Origin of the sequence: Cetobacterium sp. (assembly GCF_048470075.1) — a bacterium.
Lineage (GTDB): Bacteria > Fusobacteriota > Fusobacteriia > Fusobacteriales > Fusobacteriaceae > Cetobacterium_A.
Window position 1 is genome coordinate 1 of sequence record NZ_DBGBQB010000189.1, and the last position, 23,957, is coordinate 23,957.

Genomic DNA, 23,957 nt, shown 5'->3' on the forward strand with positions numbered 1-23,957 from the left:
TAAAATACTCTAAATACCTATAAAATAATATCATAGTGGCACTAAAATATCAATAATTACTTGATAAATAGTAGCTTAAATGATAGAATATTTTGTAAACTATTATTTGAAATTTAGGAGGGTAAAATGGATTACACAATAGAGAAAATGATTTCTGAGGGAGAGCTACAAGCTAGAATAAAAGAGGTTGCTAAAGAGATTGAAAAGGATTATGCAGGAAAAAACCTTATTTGCGTAGGTCTATTAAAGGGATCAATCATGTTCATGGCAGATTTATTAAAAAATGTCGAATTGGATTTAGCTATGGATTTCATGAAAGTCTCTAGTTACCATGGTGGAACTGACAGTACAGGTGTAGTAAAGATTTTAAAAGATGTTGATGAAGATTTAACAGGAAAAGATGTATTAATTATTGAAGATATAATTGATACAGGTTTAACATTGGAGTCAGTAAAGAAGTTCTTAATGTCAAAACAACCAAAATCTTTAAAGGTATGCTCTTTATTAGATAAGCCAAGTAGAAGAAAAGTGGAGATGGTTGGAGAGTACATAGGATTTGAAATACCAGACGAATTTGTGGTTGGATATGGTTTAGATTATGATGAGCTATATAGAAACCTTCCTTATATTGGAAAAGTAGTTAGAAAGTAAGAGATAAAAGGAGGGAAAATGTCCTTTAAACATAAGAAAAAATTTGGACAAAACTTCTTAACAGATCAAAATGATGTTTTGAATAAAATTATGGAAGTTTCAAATGTTAAAGAAGATGAGCATATAATTGAGATTGGACCAGGTGAGGGAGCATTAACTGCGTTATTATTGGAAAGAGCCAAGCAAGTTACTTGTATTGAAATAGATACAGATTTGGAAAAGATTCTTACTAAAAAATATTCATCAAATCCTAAATTTAATTTAATAATGCAAGATGTTTTAACTGTGGATTTAAAAAGTGTATTGGAAAAAGGTAGAGTAGTTGCCAATATTCCTTATTACATAACATCACCAATTATAAATAAAATTATTGAAAATAGAGATATAATTAGTGAGATGTTTATAATGGTGCAAAAAGAAGTGGCTGAGAGAGTTTGTTCTAAATCAGGTAAAGAAAGAAGTGTGTTAACACTGGCTGTGGAATACTATGGGGAAGCAGAGTATCTGTTCACTATACCAAAAGCATTTTTTACGCCACCACCAAAGGTAGATTCAGCATTTATGTCAATAAAGTTCTATGAAGATAGAAGGTATGAGAATAAAATATCGGAAAATCTGTTTTTTAAATATGTGAAAGCTGCTTTTTCAAATAAAAGAAAAAATATTATAAATAATCTGACAACATTGGGTTATTCTAAGGATTTTATAAGAGAGAAGTTAGCTAAATTAGAGATATCGGAAACAGAGAGAGCAGAGAACTTAACAATTGAACAGTTTATAGAGTTAGCTGAGATATTTGAAGAAGAATAAAACTTTTAATAAGTGAGGCGTGGATAAAAGAGGGAGTTCCTAATTTTTGAAAGCCTCCTTTTAGCTTAAAAAGGAGTAAAAATGGATAGTTATGAATTTAAAATAAAAACTAAGCGTGAGGACATAGATTTTATTAATAAGATAATGGAAGCATATGAGGGTGTTGGTATTGTAAGGACTAAAAATGCTGATGCAGGAGATTTGACAATTGTTTCAACAACGGATTTTAAAGAGGATGTTAGAATGATTGTAGAGGATTTGAATAGAAAATGGGTAAAAGCGGAGATTGTTTGGGAAGGACCTTGGTCTGGAGAGTTATAAAATTCAATTAAAAATTAGGAGGAGATATTCATGGAAAAATTAGAGTTATTAATTAATTATATTATAGGGGAATTAGTAGAAACAAAAGAGGGAATAAGAATAGCATATGATTTAATAGATGATACAGTAACTTTTAAAGTGAGTGTTGCTCAAGGTGAGATGGGAAGAGTTATTGGGAAAAATGGATTGACAGCAAATGCGATAAGAGGAGTAATGCAAGCAGCTGGAGTTAAAGATAGACTAAATGTTAATGTTGAATTTGTAGATTAATTTAAATATATATTTAAAGGAGAAAATAAATGGAGTTGTTATCAGTTGGAAGAGTTTCTGGAACACACCACTTAAAGGGAGCAATTAAAGTTACTTCAAATATAGGTGATCTGGAAATTTTAAATGGAAATAAAGTCATGGTTGAGTTGGCATCTGGAGAGATAAAGATTTTAACTGTTAAAAAAGTGTCAAGTATGATAGATAAAAAATGGATAGTTGAGTTTGAAGAGTTTACTAATAAAACAGATGCTAGTTCAATTCAAAATGGAGTTATAAAAGTAAGAAGAGATCTTTTAGGAATAGAAGAGGATGAGTTTTTAGCAAATGATGTTATAGGGATGAAAGTTCTAACAGAGGATGGAGAGAGCATAGGAGAGGTTGTGGATATATACGAAACAGCAGCTCACGATATCTATGTAATAGAGGATGAAGAGTATGAAACAATGATTCCTGATGTGGATGTTTTTGTTAAAAAAATAGATTTTGAAAAAAATCAGATGGTTGTTTCATTGATTGATGGAATGAGAGAAAAAAAGAAAGACTGAGGAGAATATTGTGAAAATTAATATATTAACACTATTTCCAGAGTTTTTTAACTCTTTTAAAGAGCATAGTATTATAAAAAGAGCTGTGGAAAGAGAGCAGGTTGAGATAAATATAGTTAATATAAGAGACTTTGCTGAAGGAAGACATAAGCAGTGTGACGATATCCCTTTTGGTGGAGGAGCTGGAATGGTAATGAAGCCAGAGCCCATATTAAAAGCCTTGGAGGAGAGTAAAGGAAAAATTATCTATACATCACCCCAAGGAGTTAGATTAAATCAAGCTTTGGCTTGTAAGTTGGCCACTGAAGAGGAGATAACAATTATAGCTGGTCACTATGAGGGTGTTGATGAAAGAGTAATTGAAAGTAAAGTTGATTTAGAAATATCTTTGGGAGACTTTGTTTTAACAGGAGGAGAGCTACCAGCAATGGTTATATCTGATGCAATAATTAGATTGGTTCCAGGTGTTATAAAAAAAGAATCCTATGAGAATGACTCTTTCTATAATGGATTATTGGATTATCCTCACTATACAAGACCTGCTGAATTTCAAGGGTTAAAAGTTCCAGAAGTTTTAATGTCAGGGCATCATAAAAATATAGATGAATGGAGATTGAAACAGAGTTTAAAAAGAACTTTAAAAAGAAGACCAGAACTTTTAAAAGGACGGGAATTTTCTAAATTGGAGAAAAAACTTTTAAAAGAGATAAAAGAGGAGCAAGAGAATGATATATAGACTAGGAGAATTAGTTCCAAAAATTGGCGAAAATAACTTGATAATAGATACTGCATCTATAATTGGAGATGTAGAAACTGGAAAAAATGTAAGTATATGGTTTTCAGCCATTTTAAGAGCTGATATGAGTAAAATCACAGTGGGAGATAACTCAAACATACAGGATAATACAACAGTGCATGGAGATACACCATATCCAGTTATCATAGGAGAGAATGTTACAATAGGTCATAACTGTGTTATACATGGATGTGAAATAGGTGATAATGTAATAGTTGGTATGGGGTCAATTCTATTAAATGGAACTAAAATTCCTAAAAATTGTATTGTAGGTGCAGGTAGTTTAGTAACTGAAAAATTAGAGGCTCAAGAGGGAGATTTAATAATTGGGTCTCCAGCAAAAGTGGTAAAAAAACTTTCTGATAAAAACATAGATTACTTGAAATATGCAAATCAAGTTTATTTGGATAAGATAGAAAAATATAAAAAACTAGAGAGAATAGGGTAGGTAAGAATAAGATGAGAAAAGCGATATATTTAGGACTAGTTCACTCACCAGTATACAATAAAAGAGGAGATGTAGTTTGTACATCAGTAACAAATTTTGATATACACGATATTTCAAGAACTTGTAGAACATATGATGTAAATCAGTATCATATAATAGTTTCAGTAGACGCACAAAAGAAGTTAACTGAAAGAATAATCGGATACTGGCAAGATGGATTTGGTGCAGGATATAACAGAGATAGAGAGGAAGCTTTTGGAAGAACAAGAGTTTATGAATCAATAGAAAAAAGTATGGCTGAAATTGAAGAGAGAGAGGGAAAAAGACCTCTAATAATAACAACATCAGCAAAGATATTTCCAAACTCAATAGGATATAAAGATTTATCTGAAAAAATGATGAATGACGATCAACCATATCTGATATTATTCGGAACTGGTTGGGGATTAATAGATGAGGTAATGGATATGTCAGACTATATATTAGAACCTATTAGAGGAAATTCAGACTATAATCACCTATCTGTTAGATCGGCAGTTTCAATCATTTTAGATAGATTATTAGGAGAAAATTAATTGAAAAGAGAAATTAGAATAAGACCTCAAAGAAATATTTTTAAAGAGATGGGTATAGATAACATTGAGATAACAGAGATTGTTTTCAGTGAAAGAAACAAAAAGATGGATTTAATATGTGTTGTTTCTACTCCAAAGGATTTAAAAGGATTGGATAAGGCTTATGAAAATTTAAAAAAGAAGTTTGGAAATGAGTTAGATATTGATTTTAAAGTTGAGTATGAAGCTAAGGAGATTAGTAAAGATCAATTTTTAGAGATAGTTGAGAGAGTTATAGAGAAATTAAAAAGAACAAATGCCATCTCAAAATCTTTCCTATATCTATATAGAGTGTCAATAAAAGATGAGGTTATTGATATTGAATTAAAAAATGAGATGGCTGTAGAAACTTTATATAGTTCAAATTTAGATATTAGAATACAAACACTATTGGAAAACTATGGAATTAAAGGATTTAAAGTTAATTTTGTATCTGGAGATTTTAATAGTGAGATAAAGTCAATAGAAACTGAGATAGAAAATAAGATAATAACTTTGAACTCTAAAATATCAGAGAGAGAAAGTGCACCAAAACCAGTTGCACCTCCAGTTGAGATAAAATCTGCAGTTCCTACAGGTAGAGGAGGATTTAGTAAGAAAAAAGATATTAAAAGTCCAAGTATGCCAATCTCTGAATTTAAAGAGTTAATAGAGAATGAGATAGCTGTAGTGGAGGGAGAACTTTTTGCTACTGAAGGAAGAGAGTTAAGAACAGGAAAGATTCTTCAAGTTTTAAGAATAACAGATGGAGAGGATTCAATAACTGCTAAGATATTCTTAAATAGTCCAGAGGATTTTGACGTAAAAGTTGGAGATTTTATAAAGATCAGTGGTAAAAAACAGATTGATAGTTTTGAAAATAATGAAGAGATTATTCTAGTAAATATCTTAAATAAGCTGGATAAAGAAAAAGTAAAAAAAATGGATACATCAGAAGAGAAGATGATAGAGTTACATACACATACAAAAATGAGTGAGATGTGTGGAGTAGAGGATGTAAAAGGGATAGTTGGAAGAGCTTTAGAGTATGGACATAAAGCTGTTGCAATCACAGACTATGGTGTGGTACATGCCTTTCCTTTCGCCTATAAGGCAGCAAAGGGTAAGGATATAAAGATAATATTTGGTTGTGAGATGTATATGGTGGATGATATACAACCAATGGTTCACAATGCAAAAGATGTTTTAATTGATGAAGAGACATATGTGGTATTTGACTTGGAAACACTTGGACTTAACTCCCATAAAAATGAGATTATTGAGATAGGAGCTGTAAAACTTCAAGGTAGAAGAATTGTAGATAGATACTCTCAACTTATAAATCCAGGTAAAAAGATTCCTAAAAAAATACAGGAAATCACAGGAATCAATGATGCCCTAGTGGAAAATATGCCTAAAATAGATGAGGTATTGCCAGAGTTTATGGAATTTTTAGGAGATGCCACTTTGGTAGCTCACAATGCTCCATTTGATATGGGATTTTTAAAAAGAGATGTAAAGAAATATATGAATATAGATTATAATCCAGCAGTAATAGATACTTTACAAATGGCTAGAGACCTGTATCCAGATCAAAAAGGATATGGATTAAAACCAATGACAAAGTTTTTAAAAGTAGCACTGGAAAATCACCATAGAGCAGTTGATGACTCTCAAGCAACAGCAGCTATGTTTGCTATATTTTTAGAAAGATATTTAGAGATTGGAATTACAAATCAACTGGATATGACAGGAGCTTTTCCTTTAAATTATCAAAAACAAGATATAAGAAATGTGATGGTTTTAGTGAAGGATTTAGTGGGATTAAAAAATCTATATAAATTAGTTTCACAAGCCCATATAGATTATTTTGGAAGTAAAAAACCAAGAATTTTAAGAAGTGTTTTAAATGAAAATAGAGAGGGATTGATTTTAGGAGCTCCTACATCTATCCATTTCTCAAATAGTGGAGAGCTGTCAGAAGCATATTTTAGAAATGATCTACCAAAAGTTGAGAGATTAGTTGACTTCTATGACTATATTGAACTTCAACCGAGAGTGGCCTTTTCAGAGTTTTTAGACACTGATGAAACTGGAGCTATAGCTTCTTTTAAAGATGTTGAAAAAATGAATAAGTATCTTTATGACTTAGGAAAAGAGAGAGGGAAGTTAATAACAGCCTCATCAAATGTTCACTATTTAGAGAAAGAGGACCATAAGATTAGATCGATACTGCTTTATGGAAGTGGAAGTGTATTTAGAGAGAATCAATATAGAGTGGACAATGGTTTTTACTTTAGAACTACGAATGAACTGGTTAATGAGTTTGATTATCTAGGTGAAGATATAGCAAGAGAGATTGTTATAAAAGCAACAAATCAATTGAATGATATGATTGAAAAGGTTCAGCCTATCCCTAGTGGATTCTATCCACCAAAGATAGATAATGCTGAAAATATTGTAAGAGAGATGACATATGAAAAGGCATATGAACTATATGGGAATCCTTTACCTGAAAATGTAGAGGCAAGAATAGAGAGAGAGTTAAAAGCCATCATAGGAAATGGATTCTCTGTTCTATATCTTTCTGCTCAAAAATTAGTAAAAAAATCCTTAGATAATGGTTACTTAGTTGGTTCTAGAGGATCTGTAGGCTCATCTATAGTTGCTTATATGATGGGAATAACTGAAGTTAATGCCCTTTATCCACACTATCTGTGTACTGACCCAAATTGTAAACACTCAGAGTTTATAGAGAGAGAGGGAGCAGGAGTGGATTTACCTGATAAAAATTGCCCTAAATGTGGAAAGCTAATGAAAAAAGATGGACATTCAATTCCATTTGAAGTATTTATGGGATTCAATGGAGATAAGGTTCCAGATATAGATCTTAACTTCTCAGGGGAGTATCAATCAGAGATTCATAGATACTGTGAGGATCTCTTTGGAAAAACAAATGTATTTAAAGCTGGAACAATATCGACTTTAGCAGAAAAAAATGCTGAAGGATATGTTAGAAAGTTTTTTGAAGACCATAGTATAATTTCAGGAAGGGCTGAAGTTATGAGAATGGCTCAAAAGTGTGAAGGGGCTAAAAAAACAACTGGACAACATCCAGGTGGAATGATAGTAGTACCTCAAGGAAATTCAATATATGAGTTCTGTCCAGTTCAAAGACCAGCCAATGATCAAAATAGTGACTCTACAACAACTCATTATGATTATCACGTTATGGATGAGCAATTAGTAAAGCTAGATATACTGGGGCATGATGACCCGACAACCATAAAAATGTTACAGGAATATACGGGAGTAGATGTATATGATATACCTCTTGGAGATATAGAAACTCTAAAAATATTTTCAGGAACAGAGTCTCTTGGAGTAACTCAGGAGCAGATAGGATCAGTTGTTGGAACTTATGGAGTTCCAGAGTTTGGAACAGGATTTGTTAGACAGATGCTTGTTGATACGAAACCTACAACATTTGCAGAATTAGTTAGAATTTCTGGACTTTCTCATGGAACAGATGTGTGGCTGAACAATGCTCAAGAGTTTGTTAGAGAGGGAAAGGCGACACTTTCACAAGTTATATCAGTTAGAGATGACATCATGAACTTCTTAATAGATCAAGGGATTGAAAAAGGTGTGGCATTTAAAATAATGGAGTTTGTAAGAAAAGGACAGCCTAGTAAAAATGTGGCACAATGGAAAGAGTACTCAGACTTAATGAAGAGCCATGGAGTTCCAGAGTGGTATATAGAATCATGTAGAAGAATAAAGTATATGTTCCCTAAGGGACATGCAGTAGCTTATGTTATGATGGCTATGAGAATAGCATATTTTAAAGTTCACTATCCTCTAGCTTTCTATGCAGCATATTTAAGTAGAAAAGTTGAAGATTTTGATTTTGAACTGATGAATGATTTGAATAAAGTAAAAGAAAAAATTCAGGAATTAAATAAAGAGCCAAAGTTAGATGTTAAGAAAAAAGCTCAGTTAGCTGTGTGTGAAATAATAGTTGAAATGCACGCTAGAGGCTTTGAATTTTTAAACTTAGATGTATATAAATCTCATGGTTATAGATTTACAATAGAGGATGGAAAAATAAGAGTACCTCTAATGGGATTGAATGGACTTGGGACATCAGTAATGGAAAATATAGTTAGAGAGAGAGAGTTAGGAAGATTTATATCCTATGAGGACTTTAAAAGAAGAACAAAAACATCTCAAACAACAGTAGATAAGTTAAAAGAACTTAATTGTATAGAATCTTTAAGTGAAACGAATCAAACAACTTTATTTTTCTAGGAGGCAAAGTGTTTAATATTAAAAAACAATATTTAGGTGCAGGATTAGTTTGTTTAGCCGCAACAATGTGGGGATTTGATGGGATAGTATTGACTCCTAGGCTATATCAATTAAATGTGGCATATGTAGTTTTTGTATTGCATCTTCTTCCTTTAATAGGAATGAGTTTCCTATTTGGAAGGTCAGAGTTAAAAAATATAAAAAATTTAAGTAGAGAGGACTTGTTTTTTTATTTTTTAATAGCTCTATTTGGAGGAACTTTAGGAACATTATCTATAGTTAAAGCTCTATTTTTAGTTAATTTTAACCATCTGACAGTGGTGACTTTATTACAAAAATTACAACCTGTGTTTGCAATATTATTAGCAAGAATTTTATTAGGTGAAAGAGTTGGGAAGAATTTTGTTATTTGGGCTATAGCTGCAATTATGAGTGGATATCTATTGACATTCCAATTTACTCTACCTCATTTTGAGGCTGGAGATAATATGGGATTAGCTAGTATATATGCTATTTTAGCAGCTTTCTCCTTTGGAAGTTCAACAGTTTTTGGAAAGAAAATTCTGGCACACTCAACATTTAGAACAGCTCTATATACAAGATATCTATTTACATCTATTATAACTGGATTAATTGTTATAGCAAATGGAAATTTAGGTTGGTTTCTAAAAACAACTCCACATCAATGGATGATCTTTGGGATTATAGGATTGACAACTGGAAGTGGAGCAGTGCTTTTATACTACATAGGTTTGAGATATATAAAGGCAAATATTGCCACAATGTGTGAGCTGTGTTTCCCAGTTTCGTCGATTGTTTTTGATTATATTTTCAATGGAAAACTACTGACATCTATTCAGTTTATGAGTGCAGGAGTTCTACTATTTACTATATACAAGATTACAAGAAATCAAAAAAATTAAAAAAATCTTGAAAAAAATGTTCTAAAAATATATAATAAAGCTGTAAAAAGTTATATAATAATGAAATTTGGAGGGTAAATCGTGGATTGTAATTTTGCGTTAGAGGATATATTAAAGGCTAATGAAACAATAAAAGATTCATTAAAAAGAACACCAGTGGTAGAGTGTCCAACTCTTAAGGAGATGACTGGAAATTCAGTATTTTTTAAATTAGAAAATCTTCAAAAAACAGGATCATTTAAGTTAAGAGGAGCTTTAAACAAAATCGCTAGTCTTTCTCCAGAGGAAAGAGCTGCAGGAGTTATAGCTTCTTCAGCTGGAAACCATGCACAAGGTGTAGCGTTAGGAGCAGCGGCTCAAGGTATAAAGGCAACAATAGTGATGCCAGCAACAGCTCCTTTAGCAAAGATTGCAGCAACTAAATCATATGGTGCAGAGGTAATCTTAGAGGGAGAAGTGTATGATGATGCCTACAGAAAAGCTTGTGAGATACAAAAAGAAACAGGTGCCACTTTTTTACACCCTTTTGATGATAAATTTGTAATGGCAGGACAGGGAACAATAGGATTAGAGATATTAGAGGATATACCAGATGTAGATGTGGTACTAGTTCCAATCGGTGGAGGAGGAATCATTGGTGGAATAGCAAAAGCTATAAAATCATTGAGACCAGAGGCAAAAATAATTGGAATAGAAGCAGCTCATGCAGCGTCTATGGCAGAAGCTATAGCTATGAAAGAGATATGTGAAATATCTACAAAACCAACAATTGCAGATGGAATAGCAGTTAGAAAAGCTGGATGTGAACCATTTAAAGTTGTTCAAGAGTGTGTGGATGAGATTGTAACTGTAACTGAAGATGAGATAGCAAAAGCGATACTTTTCCTTATGGAAAAAAGTAAAGTTGTTGCAGAGGGAGCAGGAGCTACAACTGTTGCAGCAATTTTAGCTGGAAAAATAAAGGCTGAAAATAAAAAAGTTTGTGCAGTGATATCTGGTGGAAATATAGATATAAATCTTGTGGAAAGAGTTTTAAATAAGGCTCTTATGCTTGAGGGAAGAAGATTTGCTTTCTCAGTGGAACTTTCAGATAAAGTTGGTGAAATGGCAAAGGTAGTTGCAGCAATCTGTGAGATGAATGCAAATATTTTAAGTATAAACCAAACTATGTATAGTCCAAACTTAGGAATCACTTCTCAAGAGGCAAGCTTCGTGTTAGAGTGTTTCGACAAAGAGCACCAAGAGAGAATTAGAGAAAAATTAACATCTATGGGATATAGAATGTATTAAAAAAAAGGCTATCTTTTTTTAAAGATAGCCTTTTCTCTATTATTTTAATATTTCTAGCCACTCCTCAGTAGTTCTTGGGAAGTTTGGAATCTGTTTTTCATCGATATAAAAAGTGGGAACAACGTCAAAATCAATCTCAGAAACTTCTGCATTTAATTTTTTATGTGCTTCTCTAAATTTACCTGATAAAAGTGAGTCGGCAAATTCAAATTTTGGAATAAGTAAGTTGTCTGCAATTTCGATTAGAACTTCCACATTTCCAATATCTTTGTTGTATAGCCAATAGGCTTCAAGGACTGCTCTGACATATTCAATACCTTTATCATATTTTTCAGCTGTATATATTCCTTCAAAAGCTAATGCTGTTCTAGGTTTAGGACTGACAGTAGGAAATTTTATAGCAATATTTTCCTCTTTTGCCCAGTTGACTATATTTTTTTCAAAATATTCTCTACCAGCCTCATTAACTATAGGTTGAGGTTTTGGTTCTGGAGAAAGTTCATAGGGCAGGAATCTAAATTCAGGTTTTAAATTTTTTTCCTTTAAAGCTTTTTCTAAAATCTTTTCTCCAACGAAACAATAGGGACAAACAAAATCTAAAATTATTGATATTTTCATAAAAACCTCCTTAAAAGTTTAGCTAAATATATTCTTATCATAACATACTATTACATAAGAGAGCTACAAATCCTTTAAAAAAATAAAAAAGAGTTGCATAAAATATTTTATTAGTGTATACTCCTATCTAACAATAGAAGAGAGGTTAGTTCACTTCCACAAAGGGAGCCTAAGGCCGACGGCTATGATCTTGTGATCCTGTGAATTAAGTATTGTGACGCTGCCATAACAATACGCTTATTAAGTTTTTAATTAAGTTCTCTAAGGCATACCTAATTTAGGTATGTCTTTTTCTTTTGGGGTAGACATTAAAAAATGGGGAGGACATAAAATGTCAAAAACTTTATTATTAACTTTTTTATCACTAACAACACTTTCATTTGCTAAAACTGAATACACAGGAGAAAAATATCTAGGAAAGGATATAATAACTAATTTAGATGTGAATGATTTAGAGAGTGGTAAAACATATGAATTTTTCTTTGAAGGAGTGGAGAATAGTTTAGGAAATCCATGGTATATTCCAGTAACAGTTATAAAGGGAGAGAAAGAGGGAAAGAGATTTCTAATCAGTTCTGGGATACATGGAAATGAGTTAAATCCTATACTTACAACATATAAAGTAAAAGAGAGATTAAATCCAAAAGATATAAAAGGAACAGTAACAATAATTCATGGATTGAATATCCCTGGTCTATTAAATAATCACAGAGGGTATACTTTTGGAGGAAACTCTGAAAATACTGTTGATTTAAATAGACTGATGAATTCAGGAAAAACAACTACATCTGATCAAAAATACTCCACATTACTTTGGAATAATCTGCTATCAAAAAATGCTGACAGAGTAATTGATCTTCATACAAGTGGTAAAGGAAGTCAGTTTCCACTGTTTGTATACGCAGATTTTAGAAATTCTGATATAAAAAAAATGGCAGAGTTAACAGGAGCGGATATAGTGAAGATGGATAATGGGGAAAAGGGAACAATAGAGACTTCATTTGTAGATTTAGGGATTCCAAGTATTACCTTTGAACTGGGATCAGGTGAAACACAGGAGGCTTTAATAGTTGAGAGAGCTACCAATGGTGTTATAAATAACCTTATATTTTGGGATAATCTGAGTGGAAAAGAGGTAAAACCAGATATTGAAACATTTTATGGGAATTCATGGAGTCGTATAAGAGCTGAAAAAGGTGGTTTTGTTGAGGCAAAAGTTAAAGTTAAAGATAAAGTGAAAAAAGATGATATATTATTTGTCCAATATGATGCTTTTGGAAAGGTTATAAAGGAGTATAAATCACCAAATAGTGGAGTTGTAGCAAGTGTAAAAGATTATCCGTATAGCGAACCAGGAGATTCATTGGGAAGAGTTATAGAGTATGATAAAGAGGATAAGGATCAAAAGTTAAATTAAAAATAAAAGGGGCTTGGATTAGCCCCTTAATCTATTCCCAATCCCCTTTTGTTTTCCAATAGTCAGCTATCTCTTCAAGGGTTTTATTCTTAGTTTCAGGTAGGAATAAAATCACTATAAAGAATACAAGCATAGATATGGAGAAAATAATAAATGAAATTGAGCCATGAAATTTTTCAGTTAAATATATATTGGCATTTAGTAGAGGAAAGGAGTAGATAATAGCGGCATCAGCAATCCAGTTTATCATACCAGTTAGAGAACTCCCCTTAGATCTAACAACAGTTGGAAGAACTTCAGAGATATAAACTGTAAGCATAGCTCCTGCAGATATTGTAAAGAAAAAATTATATATGTATATAAAATAGGATAAATCTAGTCCAACTTGAGATTTATATAGGAAATAGGCGATAATAGCCTCTGAAAAAAACATTCCTGCAGCCCCAACCAACAATAGAACTTTTCTTCCCATTTTATCAGCAAAAGCTACAACAAAAATTGCTCCAAAAAGTTCAGAAACACCTATAAAAATACTTTGAAAGTAAGCTAAATTTGGTGTATCACTGGAAATTAGTGCAAATATTTTTTGAGCGTAGTAAGTTATAGCATTAACCCCAGAAAGCTGTCTAAAAATCGGGAAAATAACGCAAAGAAACAGAGCGTAGATAAGTCCACCACGAATTTTCACCTTTTTCCCCTGAATTTCAGGAGAGTTATTTGCAAGCATTTCAGAAAAAACTAGATCAACTCTCTCTTTTGATTCAATAAAATCTTCTAAACTTTTTTTAGCCTCATCAACTCGACCCTTAATTATAAGCCAACGAGGACTTTCAACAAGAGTTAACATTGTGAAAAACATAATAATCAACAGTGCAATTTCAATAAAAATTAATATACGCCATCCAACTCTAATATTCCACTCTAAAGGGAAAAAATAGTTAAAAAAGAATCCCACAGTATAACCTAAAATCAATCCAAAAGCTAAAAGAAGCTGTCTAACAGAACCAGCCCGTCCTCTTTTTGAAGCTGGAGCTACCTCTGTTATATACATGGGAGCTGCAACGAAAACTAAACCAACTGAGAATCCAAAAATGATTCTACCAATGTAAAAAATAGTGATAAAGGGTGCTAGTGATGCGAGTAAAAGACCAATGATTCCCACAATAACACCATAGAGCATCGTCAATCTCCGACCAATTTTATCAGTAAAATAACCGGCCAAAAGGCTACCAAAAAAATTCCCTAAAAGTGATATAGCAACAAGAATTCCAATTTCATTTGGAAGTAGATTAAAGTGTGGTTGAATATATTTTATAGAACTTCCTAGATTAGCTGAGTCATATACAAATATAAATCCAGCCATTCCAACAATAGCAGCAACAAGATATATATTTTTGCTTTTCATCCAATATCCTCCTCAGATTTTATAACTTTAAACTTTAAATTAAAATAATTTACAAGTAAAAAGCTATAAATCCTTGAATAAATATTAAAAATAAATAAGTTTAAAGATTATTTAAACGTACTTTATATTTAAAACTATTTCCTTTTACAATTGACTTTGTGTATTCAATAATATTGTTTTTTTCAAAAGTACATCTCTCTAAAATCATACCACAGTCTCCAGAGATTGCATTTAAAAAGAGGCTGTCATTTTCATTTAAAATACAGGGTGAAAATGTTTCCTCTGCATAGGATATAGAAACATTGTATTTTGTTTTTATAAGGTTATATAGACCATTTAACTCTATCTCTTTTTCATGAAGCTCTTTAAATCTCCAGTGTGGAAGATATGTGGTTTCATACATTAGAGCCTCTCCATCAGCTAAACGGACTCTGTTGAGAACAAAAATTTTATCAGTGGGCTTTATATTTAATTTTGTAGCAATAACATTTCCAGCCTCTTTTAAAATAAGATTTAAAATCTTATTTCCAGGTACTTTTCCAATTTTAATCATCTCATCACTGAAAGAGTAAAAACCATTTAACTCCTGGTCAATTTTACTATTTGAAACAAAATTTCCCTTACCATGAATCTTATAGATATCGTTTTGTTTTTCAAGCTCTGATAGAGCTTGTCTAACAGTGGCTCTACTAATTGAAAAGGTTTCGGATAACTCTCTTTCAGAGGGAATCTTATCTCCTTCGTGGTATGTACCAGATTTTATTTGCTCTAATATAATATCCACAAGTTGCAAATATAGTGGTGTAGTAGAAGATTTATCAATCATTATGATACCTCCTTAAAAGTTTGATTTTTTTCAAATTATACCAGAGTTATAAGGATTTGTCTTGTAAAAATAATTTAATATAAAATATTAAACTGTAAATTATAAAAAAATATAAAAATCTAATATTGACAACTAAAAAAAATGAGGTATACTCGTACCAATAAAAATGGTACATACAATAAAATAAGGCGAGGTGTTTTTATGGGAGAACCAAATATTGTTTTAGTGAGAATTGATAACAGATTGATCCATGGGCAAGTGGCAACAGCGTGGGCTCAACATTCAGGGGCAAACCTACTTCTAGTTCCAAATGATGATGTGGCGCAAAATCCAACAAGACAAAGTTTAATGAACTTAGCAGCACCAAAAGATGCACAAACAAGGTATTTCTCTATTCAGAAAACTATAGATATTATTCATAAAGCTGCTCCAAGACAGCTTATTGCAATAATAGCAGAAACACCTCAGGATATATTAAAACTTGTTGAAGGTGGAGTTCCAATAAAGAGAGTAAATATAGGTAATATGCATATGGCAGAGGGTAAAAAGCAGATATCTAAAGCTGTTTGTGTGGATGAAAATGATATACAAACTTTTAAAAAATTAGCAGATATGGGTGTTGAGTTAGAGATTCAAAGAGTTCCGACGGAGGGAAAGGAAAATATATTAGAACTAATAAAATAGGGGGGGATATAGATGATATTAAAAGCTTTTTTGGTAGCTATTTATGCGGGGTTAGCAGGAATAGATCTATTTGATGGATTGTCACATATCCATAGACCATTGGTAAGTGGTCTGATTGTAGGACTTATTTTGGGTGACATGAAAATGGGACTTATAGCTGGAGCAACACTGGAATTAGTATGGATGGGAGCTGTACCTGTGGGAGGAGCACAGCCACCCAATGTAGTTGTAGGTGGGATAATTGGATCAGCTTTTGCAATAATGGCAAAACAAGATCCCACTGTGGCAGTTGGAATAGCAATCCCTTTTGCTGTAGCAGTTCAGGCTTGTATAACACTTTTATTCACTTTTTTCTCTCCTGTTATGCATAAAGCGGATAAATATGCTGAGAGTTGTTATACAAAAGGGATAGAGAGAATCAACTATCTGGGAATGGCAATTCTATTTGCATTCTACTTTACAGTGGTATTCCTACCTATTTCAATTGGAGCAGAGGCAGCTCAAGGAATAGTTTCACTACTACCTCCATGGTTAATAAAGGGATTTGGAGTGGCTGGAGGAATGATGCCTGCTATAGGATTCGCACTATTATTAAATATAATGTTTAAAAAAGAGTATATAATTTTCTTCGTACTTGGTTTTATATTAGCTACTTATTTGAATCTACCAGTTATAGCTATTGCAGCAATCGGATTTATAATAGCCATATATGATTATCAAAAGAGTAAAAGTTTGGATAAGATGAAGGGAATGGCCTTAGCATCTACAGAGGAGGAGGATTATAGCGATGGAATATAATAATAATGGATATGTTGATGGTAGCCAAGAGAAAGTTATAACAAAAAAAGATTTGAATCATATGGTATGGAGATCCTTTTTACTTCAAGCTTCATTTAACTATGAAAGAATGCAAGCTTGTGGATGGTTATATAGTATGATTCCAGCTCTAAAAAAAATTCATAAGAATAAAGAGGATCTCTCTAGGTCTATGAAGTTGCATATGGAGTTTTTTAATGTACATCCATTTTTAGTGACTTTTGTACAGGGTATTGTAACTGCCATGGAGGAAAATAAAGAGAGTCAAGAGGCTATAAGAGGAATTAAAATAGCACTGATGGGACCATTAGGGGGAATAGGAGATGCTTTATTTTGGTTCACACTACTGCCAATAGCTGCCAGTATAGGGGTTTCACTATCTTTAGAGGGAAGTATAGCTGGACCTATCATATTTTTATTGATATTTAACTGTGTACATATTTTTTTAAGATTTTTCTTGATGCATTACTCATACAAAATGGGAGTGGAAGCTATTGAAAAATTACAAGGGGACACTGAATATGTAACTAAAGGTTCTTTAATTTTAGGACTGACAGTTGTTGGAGGATTAATTGCATCATTTGTTAGACTGAGCATACCATATGTTATAGAGATGGGAAGTACAACTGTTAATATACAGACAGATGTGATTGATAAGATAATGCCAAATATGTTACCACTACTGTATACATTACTTATGTTTTATCTATTAAAGAAAAAGAAAACACCAATAACTCTGATTATGATAACACTGGTAGTTGGAATATTAGGAAGCTTAATCGGTATACTATAAAAAATGAGGAGAGAAAGATGTTTAAAATAGTTGTAAGCGGTCATGGAGAATTTGCATCCAGCATTGATAAAACATTGGAATATATAATAGGGAAGCAATCTGATATAGAGTTTATAAATTTTAATGACGGTATGGGAACAAAGGAGTTAGAGGAAAAATATAGACTATGTATTGAAAATAATGACACTCAAGGTATACTTTTTTTAACAGATTTAGCGGGAGGGACACCATTTTCCACTGCTGTAACAATGACAGAGAGTTTAAAAGATGCCTATGTGTTAGGAGGAATTAATATACCAATAGTTTTAGCTGCAATAGAGCATAGAGATGAAAGTGGACTAAAGGATAGTGTAGATGAGATAATAAACTATGGAAAAGATTCTCTTATAAAGTTTGAAAAAAGAGAGCTTAATATGAGTGATGAAAGTTTAGATGGAATATAGATAAGAAAGTCTCAGAAATTTTTCTGAGACTTTTTTGTAAAAAGAATTGACAAAACAGTAAAAAAGAATTATAATCACTTTAACTGGTATGTACCAGTAGTGAAAAATACGGGGTGGTATATTATGAAGTTTTTTATAGGGATTGATAGTGGCGGTACAAAAACAGCAGTTTCTGTAATAGATGAAAATAAAGATGAGGTTTTAAGTTTTCAACGAGGTACGGGACACTATTTACAAATAGGGTTTGATGGACTTGAAGAGTTACTAACTTCAATATTGGAAGAGGTAATGAAAAAGTTAAATATAGATAGAGATAGCATAGGGTATATATTTGCAGGTATCCCTGGCTATGGAGAGATAAAAGAGGATCAGAAAATAATAGAGGATATTGCTAAAAAATCATGGACTGGAATAGATTTTCAATTGGGAAATGATATGAAGGCTGGTTGGGCAGGTTCTTTAGGTTGCCTTCCTGGAATCAATATAATAGCAGGAACAGGGGCAATAGGATATGGAATAAATGAGATGGGAGAGGAAGCTCGAACTAGTGGCTGGGGACACGCTTGTGGTGATGAGGGGTCAGCTTATTGGATAGCTAAAAAAGGTATAGAGATTTTCACTAAGCAATCAGATGGAAGGTATCCTAAAACTCCCCTATATGAAGTGATGAAAGAGGAGCTTAATTTAAAAGAGGACTTTGAGTTAATAGATTTAATCTACAATCAATACTCTTTGGATAGAGGAAAAATAGCACAGATGTCAACAATTGTTTATAAGGCGGCAGAAGCAAATGATCCATATAGTTTAGAGATATTTAAAGAAGCAGCTGTGGAGATAGGACTAATGATTAAATCTATATCAGAAAAGATAGATTTTTTAGAAAAGCCCATAAAAGTCTCCTATGTAGGTGGAGTATTTAAAGCTTCAAAATATATATTTAAAGATTTGGAGAACTATTTGAGAGAGAATGAAGTTGATGCACAGATAATTGAGCCTAAATATACACCTGTTTATGGATCAGCACTTTATGGATTAAAACTATGGGAGGAGAGTAAATAAATGAAAGAATTTTGTACATTAAAAGAGATTGAGCAACAAAAAAGATTATGGGTAGAAACGATTGAAAATATTGAAAAAAACTCTTTAAAAATAGAGGAGTTCTTTGAGAAATATGATATAAAAAATAGAAAAGTTATCTTTACAGGAGCTGGAACTTCAGAGTTTGTTGGAAATAGTATAACTCCTTTTTTAGGAGGAAATGTACTTTCAATAGCGACAACAGATATTGTTTCCAATCCTGAAAACTATTTAAAAAAAGATGAGAAAGTGGTATTAGTTTCATGTGCACGTTCAGGGAATAGTCCGGAAAGTGTTGCTACAGTGAAGTTAGCAGATGAGATAGTTAAGGATGTATGCCATATTGTAATAACATGTAATAAAGATGGAAAATTAGCAGAAAATAAAAAAGAGGATTCAAAATCTTTAGTGTTATTGATGCCTGAGGAATCTAATGATAAGGGATTCGCTATGACTAGTAGCTTCACTTGTATGTCATTAACAGGGCTATTGATATTTAATTTAAAATGTTTAGATAAGATTAAGCAGATTATAGAAAGTACAATTAAAGAGATAGATGATAAAAAAATGAAAGCTCTAATAGATGCCTTAATCAAGTTAGATATATCAAGAATTGTGTATTTAGGAAGCTCATGCTTAAAGGGAGTTGCAGAGGAATCTGCTCTAAAATGTCTGGAATTAACAGCAGGAAATCTAAGTTTACACTATAATTCACCACTTGGATTTAGACATGGACCAAAGTCAATAATAAATGATACAACAATGATTATAACTATGTTATCAAATAATGAATATACAAGAAAATATGAGTTAGATCTATTAAAAGAGATGTATAATGAGAATAAAAAGAAAACTTTAGTAACTTTAGATATGAAAAACTCAGAGGAAGCTAAAGAGAATTCACACTATTACTTTACATTTAATAGCAATAGAGATGGAATAGATGAAGTTTTCAATATGTTTGGATATATCTATTTTGCACAGTTATTTGCTTTTTATAAATCTTTAAGCTATGGTATAAATCCAGATAATCCGTGTCCAACAGGAGAGGTAAACAGAGTAGTACAAGGAGTAATTATATACGATTATAAGGGGGAATCAAAATGTTAGTTTCAACAAATCAAATGTTATTAGATGCACAAAAGGGAGGGTACGCAGTACCAGCTTTTAATATCCATAATTTAGAAACAATCCAGGTGGTTGTAGAGACAGCGAATGAACTTAAATCGCCAGTAATATTAGCAGCGACACCTAGTACAGTTAAATATGCAGGAATTGACTATTTAATAAATATGATTGAGACAGCAAGTGAAAAGTATGATATACCAATAGCTTTCCACCTAGATCATCATGAGGACGTAGAAAGTATAAAAAAAGCTATCCTTTTAGGATGTAAATCTGTGATGATAGATGCTTCTCATCATCCATTTGAGGAGAATGTAAAGATAGTAAAAGAGGTTGTAGATTTTGCACATAGATATGATGTAAGTGTGGAGGCTGAATTAGGAAAATTAGTTGGGCAAGAGGATGATTTAGTAGTTGATGAATCAGAGTCTTCATATACAGATCCAAAATTAGCAAAGGAGTTTGTAGAAAGAACAGGTGTAAACTCATTGGCAGTTGCAATAGGAACAGCTCATGGGCTATATAAAAATGAGCCTAAATTAGATTATGAGAGATTGAAAGAGATAAAAAAAGTAGTGGATATTCCTTTAGTTCTCCATGGGGCTTCAGGAGTTCCATTTAACTCAGTAAGAGAAACAATTAAAGATGGAATATGTAAAGTTAATATAGCGACAGAGCTAAAAATGCCTTTTGCAGAGAGCTTAAAAGAGTTTTTCTTAAAAAATCCAAATGAGAGTGACCCAAGAAAATATTTAATCCCAGCAAAAGAGGCTATGAAAAAAGTGGTAGTAGATAAGATATTAATGTGTAAAAGTGACAATAGAGGATAGATATGATATTGACAATAACTTTAAATCCTGCAATTGATGTGAGGTATAAAATTGATAATTTTGAAGTTAATGGTGTTTTTAGAGGAAAATCCAATAAAACAGCAGGTGGAAAGGGGCTAAATGTATCCAGAGTTTTACGTCTATTGGGAGAGGGTGTAGAAGCCAGTGGATTTTTAGGTGGAAACAGTGGTGAATGGATTAGCTCTAAGATAAAGGAAGATGGAGTTGTAGATAGTTTTATAAAAACAGATTCAGAGACAAGAAGCTGTATAGCAATATTGGGAAAAGATACACAAACTGAGATACTAGAGCCTGGGCAGAATATACCACAGCAAGATATTGAGAAATTTTTAGAGTTTTTCAAAAATAATATACATAGATTTGAGACTATATGTGTAAGTGGTAGTGTTCCTCAGGGAGTACAGCAGGATATATATAAAACTATATGTCAACTTGCAAAGAATAAAAAAGTTATTCTTGATACAAGTGGAAAGTATCTGCTTGATGGAATAAAGGGAAATCCATATTTAATAAAGCCAAATAGAGAGGAACTAGAGGGGTTGTTAGGTAGAAAACTATCAACTTTTGAGGAGCTTTTAAATGGGGCTAAGGAGATAAAGAGCATCGGATGTAAAAATCTATTGGTATCTTTAGGTAAGGATGGAGCTATATTTATAGATGAAAATGAAGAGGTTTTCAAAATAAACATTCCAAAAGTGGAGATTAAAAATCCAGTGGGAAGCGGAGATTCTGCCATAGCAGGATTTGCTTATGGATTAAACACAAATAAAACACTGGAAGAGACTTTGAAATGGTCTATGGCATGTGGAATCTCCAATGCTATGATGGAAGGAACAGGAACTGTTGACTTAAATACGATAAATAATCTATTGGATAGAATAACGGTAGAGAAGATTTAAAAGTATCCCCTTAGAGTAATCTAAGGGGATACTTTTTTAATATTTGATAACCTCTATTGAAATATTATCATCAGATTTTTTTATAAAACCAGTTTTCCCATAGAATAGAGTATCTTTGATTAGATAACTCTTTTTCTGATTGTTAATATCAATCATTCCATTGAAAACTGTAATTGAATTTTGTGAATTTAAAACTATCTCTATGGCATCAGCTTCAGAAGTTGGAACGAAACTCCTATCACCTCTAAAAACAGGGATACTATTAACTTTAATCTCTTCACATGATAAAACGGTAAAAATAGTCTTATTGCCATTGCCTCTTATAGAGGAGATTATTTGATAGTTAACTGATTTTTTATTATATTCAGTAGAGAAAATGCTTTTCTTTAAATTTAAATCTATCTCTTGATTGGACCAATACATAAATAAATCTGTGGAAACACCCTTAATAGAAGCTTTTTGATTCATAAGTTCAGGGAGCTTATCAGGTTCAAAATTAAATATTTGAGAATATTCATGAACCCCTTCAGTTAAAAATTCATCAATTATAACCCAGATATCATATGTTTTTAAATATAAAATTTTTCTATTGGTAACAACAGGGGATTTTAAAGAGAGATACCCTAGATGACCACCCTCCACAAAGTCAAATTCATTTTTAAATAGATGATAGGAGTTAAGAGTTAATGCAGCTTTGGTTATACCCCAAGCCCCATTGAACTCACTAAAAGGTATATTATCAACTAGAGTTGTATTATGGGCAAAACAACTTCTTAAAAACTCTCTATCAGGATTATTTTCAACATATGTAAATCTTCCAGGATCACTTATAAAATTTTCACCCTTACAAACTAAATCAAAATGTAGATGTTCACCATGACCATGACCACTACCTAAAGCTCCACATCTAAACCAAAGGTAGTTACTGCTCTTATCAAAGGAGTCTCTCAAATAAAAATTACCGCTTTCTTTAAGGGCAATAGAGGTAAAATCAGGTTTTTTAATAGATATCTGACTGTACTTTGAGATATTTTCACTTTTTATATCCCAGATAGATTCAGGATCAACATAGTTGTATCCAAAGTATTTAAGAGAACCATCATTTAAAATGTATGCTGCCTTGGTGATAATGTCTCTTAAATCTGTTTCATCACTGTCCCCTTGCATAGGTTGACAATGGTTTGGTTTTTTCATATATGCATTACTATAAGCCAGTTTTTCAATACTTTTTAAAATGAAGTCTGGTATATCTAAAGTTAGGTGCTTATAATCAAATGCTATATCTAAAAGACAGTTTAGGACTTCATTTTGATACATAGGCGACTGCTCCCAATGGATACCATCAGGGAGAATCTGGATTATACACTGATGTTCCAATCTTTTAAGAGCAGTGTTTAAATATTCATTTAGAATAGGATATCGTTCTCTATAGTTAAGAGCTAAGGAGATAAGACCACAATTTTGCATAACTCCCCAGTTGCTGAGAGTTCTGAAATCGTCATAAACATCTATTAAAACTTTACTTTGAGAGATAAGAGATTCAATCATTTTAGTTTCAAGTTTTTTTAAATCATGGGATGAATTTTTTAAAATATGTATTGATTTTATCCAATTTAAACATCGAATACCTATTTCAATAGTTCTAGCACAATTTTTATACTCCTCTTTAAAAATATCTACACTATCAATCCAAGAGTTAACTTGATAAATATAGGTATCCAAATATTTTTGGTTGGAAGTTAGTGTATAGGCTTTAGCTAAATAGATCCAAAACTTATGTCTATTTAGCATAAAAGTCCACTCAGGATCACCAAAGGGGATTTTATTCCAAAGAATATCATTAGAAAAGGTAAAAGGTGTTTTGCAAACCTCCATATCCCATTTGTGATTAAAAATAAAAGTGTTTTCGCAAAGTAGATCACAGGTATCAATTATCTTTTTATTTGCCTGTTTAAATAGTTTATCCATTGAACCCTCCATATGAATTTTAATCATCAACAATATTATAAATATAGTATTATCAATAAAATATACCTATTTTAAAA

24 protein-coding genes are annotated in these 23,957 nt (G+C 32.1%); 20 read left to right on the forward strand and 4 right to left on the reverse strand.

Annotated features, from left to right (window positions below; all coding sequences use genetic code 11):
- Window positions 1-126 precede the first annotated feature (126 nt).
- The 11 genes from hpt to ilvA all read left to right on the forward strand — a co-directional run bounded on the left by hpt (window position 127) and on the right by ilvA (window position 10,958).
- Entirely contained in the window at window positions 127-651 is a 525-nt protein-coding gene (hpt, locus tag ACMOUI_RS06795; RefSeq protein WP_418964972.1) for a hypoxanthine phosphoribosyltransferase, read from the forward strand.
- Window positions 652-669: 18 nt separating this feature from the next.
- Window positions 670-1,461 (forward strand): 16S rRNA (adenine(1518)-N(6)/adenine(1519)-N(6))-dimethyltransferase RsmA, encoded by a 792-nt coding sequence (rsmA, locus tag ACMOUI_RS06800; protein ID WP_418964973.1) that lies wholly within the window; start codon window positions 670-672, stop codon window positions 1,459-1,461.
- Between the two features lie 81 nt (window positions 1,462-1,542).
- Window positions 1,543-1,782: a DUF4911 domain-containing protein gene (locus ACMOUI_RS06805; RefSeq protein ID WP_418964974.1), complete on the forward strand. Its 240-nt coding sequence runs from the start codon at window positions 1,543-1,545 to the stop codon at window positions 1,780-1,782.
- Between the two features lie 30 nt (window positions 1,783-1,812).
- Window positions 1,813-2,052: a KH domain-containing protein gene (locus ACMOUI_RS06810; protein WP_418964975.1), complete on the forward strand. Its 240-nt coding sequence runs from the start codon at window positions 1,813-1,815 to the stop codon at window positions 2,050-2,052.
- A gap of 29 nt (window positions 2,053-2,081) precedes the next feature.
- Window positions 2,082-2,597, forward strand: coding sequence for a ribosome maturation factor RimM (gene rimM, locus ACMOUI_RS06815; RefSeq protein ID WP_418964976.1), 516 nt, complete (start codon window positions 2,082-2,084; stop codon window positions 2,595-2,597).
- A gap of 10 nt (window positions 2,598-2,607) precedes the next feature.
- Window positions 2,608-3,333: a tRNA (guanosine(37)-N1)-methyltransferase TrmD gene (gene trmD / locus ACMOUI_RS06820; RefSeq protein WP_418964977.1), complete on the forward strand. Its 726-nt coding sequence runs from the start codon at window positions 2,608-2,610 to the stop codon at window positions 3,331-3,333.
- A complete protein-coding gene (locus tag ACMOUI_RS06825) occupies window positions 3,323-3,841 on the forward strand; it encodes a gamma carbonic anhydrase family protein (protein WP_418964978.1) in 519 nt (172 codons plus the stop codon). The genes trmD and ACMOUI_RS06825 overlap by 11 nt, the downstream gene beginning before the upstream one ends.
- A gap of 11 nt (window positions 3,842-3,852) precedes the next feature.
- Window positions 3,853-4,416, forward strand: a complete 564-nt coding sequence (locus ACMOUI_RS06830; protein WP_418964979.1) for an RNA methyltransferase — start codon at window positions 3,853-3,855, stop codon at window positions 4,414-4,416.
- A 48-nt stretch (window positions 4,417-4,464) separates the two neighbouring features.
- Entirely contained in the window at window positions 4,465-8,745 is a 4,281-nt protein-coding gene (locus ACMOUI_RS06835; protein WP_418965001.1) for a PolC-type DNA polymerase III, read from the forward strand.
- A 17-nt stretch (window positions 8,746-8,762) separates the two neighbouring features.
- Window positions 8,763-9,668 (forward strand): DMT family transporter, encoded by a 906-nt coding sequence (locus ACMOUI_RS06840; protein ID WP_418965002.1) that lies wholly within the window; start codon window positions 8,763-8,765, stop codon window positions 9,666-9,668.
- Between the two features lie 81 nt (window positions 9,669-9,749).
- Window positions 9,750-10,958 carry a threonine ammonia-lyase gene (ilvA, locus tag ACMOUI_RS06845; protein WP_418964980.1) on the forward strand — a complete coding sequence of 403 codons (1,209 nt, stop codon included), beginning with the start codon at window positions 9,750-9,752 and terminating at the stop codon, window positions 10,956-10,958.
- 39 nt (window positions 10,959-10,997) lie between these two features.
- Here ilvA and ACMOUI_RS06850 read toward each other — a convergent pair whose 3' ends face one another.
- Window positions 10,998-11,576 carry a DsbA family oxidoreductase gene (locus ACMOUI_RS06850; RefSeq protein WP_418964981.1) on the reverse strand — a complete coding sequence of 193 codons (579 nt, stop codon included), beginning with the start codon at window positions 11,574-11,576 and terminating at the stop codon, window positions 10,998-11,000.
- Between the two features lie 331 nt (window positions 11,577-11,907).
- On the opposite strand from ACMOUI_RS06850, the gene ACMOUI_RS06855 reads away from it, so the two are divergent.
- Complete coding sequence (locus ACMOUI_RS06855; protein WP_418964982.1) at window positions 11,908-12,993, forward strand: M14 family metallopeptidase; 1,086 nt, start codon at window positions 11,908-11,910, stop codon at window positions 12,991-12,993.
- 31 nt (window positions 12,994-13,024) lie between these two features.
- Here the strand turns inward: ACMOUI_RS06855 and ACMOUI_RS06860 are convergent, their stop codons facing one another.
- Window positions 13,025-14,398 carry a sugar porter family MFS transporter gene (locus ACMOUI_RS06860; RefSeq protein WP_418964983.1) on the reverse strand — a complete coding sequence of 458 codons (1,374 nt, stop codon included), beginning with the start codon at window positions 14,396-14,398 and terminating at the stop codon, window positions 13,025-13,027.
- A gap of 100 nt (window positions 14,399-14,498) precedes the next feature.
- Window positions 14,499-15,224 carry a GntR family transcriptional regulator gene (locus ACMOUI_RS06865; protein ID WP_418964984.1) on the reverse strand — a complete coding sequence of 242 codons (726 nt, stop codon included), beginning with the start codon at window positions 15,222-15,224 and terminating at the stop codon, window positions 14,499-14,501.
- Window positions 15,225-15,425: 201 nt separating this feature from the next.
- Between ACMOUI_RS06865 and agaV the strand changes: the two genes are divergently transcribed.
- The 8 genes from agaV to pfkB all read left to right on the forward strand — a co-directional run bounded on the left by agaV (window position 15,426) and on the right by pfkB (window position 21,912).
- Window positions 15,426-15,908, forward strand: coding sequence for a PTS N-acetylgalactosamine transporter subunit IIB (gene agaV / locus ACMOUI_RS06870; protein ID WP_418964985.1), 483 nt, complete (start codon window positions 15,426-15,428; stop codon window positions 15,906-15,908).
- Between the two features lie 12 nt (window positions 15,909-15,920).
- Complete coding sequence (agaW, locus tag ACMOUI_RS06875) at window positions 15,921-16,706, forward strand: PTS N-acetylgalactosamine transporter subunit IIC (protein ID WP_418964986.1); 786 nt, start codon at window positions 15,921-15,923, stop codon at window positions 16,704-16,706.
- The gene (locus tag ACMOUI_RS06880) at window positions 16,696-17,517 is read left to right on the forward strand and encodes a PTS system mannose/fructose/sorbose family transporter subunit IID (protein WP_418964987.1); all 822 of its coding nucleotides are present in this window, start codon (window positions 16,696-16,698) and stop codon (window positions 17,515-17,517) included. The genes agaW and ACMOUI_RS06880 overlap by 11 nt, the downstream gene beginning before the upstream one ends.
- A 17-nt stretch (window positions 17,518-17,534) precedes the next feature.
- Window positions 17,535-17,960 carry a PTS sugar transporter subunit IIA gene (locus ACMOUI_RS06885; RefSeq protein WP_418964988.1) on the forward strand — a complete coding sequence of 142 codons (426 nt, stop codon included), beginning with the start codon at window positions 17,535-17,537 and terminating at the stop codon, window positions 17,958-17,960.
- A gap of 123 nt (window positions 17,961-18,083) precedes the next feature.
- Window positions 18,084-19,019 carry an N-acetylglucosamine kinase gene (locus tag ACMOUI_RS06890; protein ID WP_418964989.1) on the forward strand — a complete coding sequence of 312 codons (936 nt, stop codon included), beginning with the start codon at window positions 18,084-18,086 and terminating at the stop codon, window positions 19,017-19,019.
- Entirely contained in the window at window positions 19,020-20,147 is a 1,128-nt protein-coding gene (locus ACMOUI_RS06895; protein WP_418964990.1) for an SIS domain-containing protein, read from the forward strand.
- A complete protein-coding gene (locus ACMOUI_RS06900; protein WP_418964991.1) occupies window positions 20,141-20,992 on the forward strand; it encodes a tagatose bisphosphate family class II aldolase in 852 nt (283 codons plus the stop codon). Before ACMOUI_RS06895 ends, ACMOUI_RS06900 begins: the two co-directional genes overlap by 7 nt.
- A gap of 2 nt (window positions 20,993-20,994) precedes the next feature.
- Complete coding sequence (gene pfkB / locus ACMOUI_RS06905) at window positions 20,995-21,912, forward strand: 1-phosphofructokinase (RefSeq protein ID WP_418964992.1); 918 nt, start codon at window positions 20,995-20,997, stop codon at window positions 21,910-21,912.
- A gap of 36 nt (window positions 21,913-21,948) precedes the next feature.
- On the opposite strand, the gene ACMOUI_RS06910 is transcribed toward pfkB, so the two are convergent.
- Complete coding sequence (locus ACMOUI_RS06910; RefSeq protein ID WP_418964993.1) at window positions 21,949-23,880, reverse strand: alginate lyase family protein; 1,932 nt, start codon at window positions 23,878-23,880, stop codon at window positions 21,949-21,951.
- Between the last annotated feature and the right edge of the window lie 77 nt (window positions 23,881-23,957).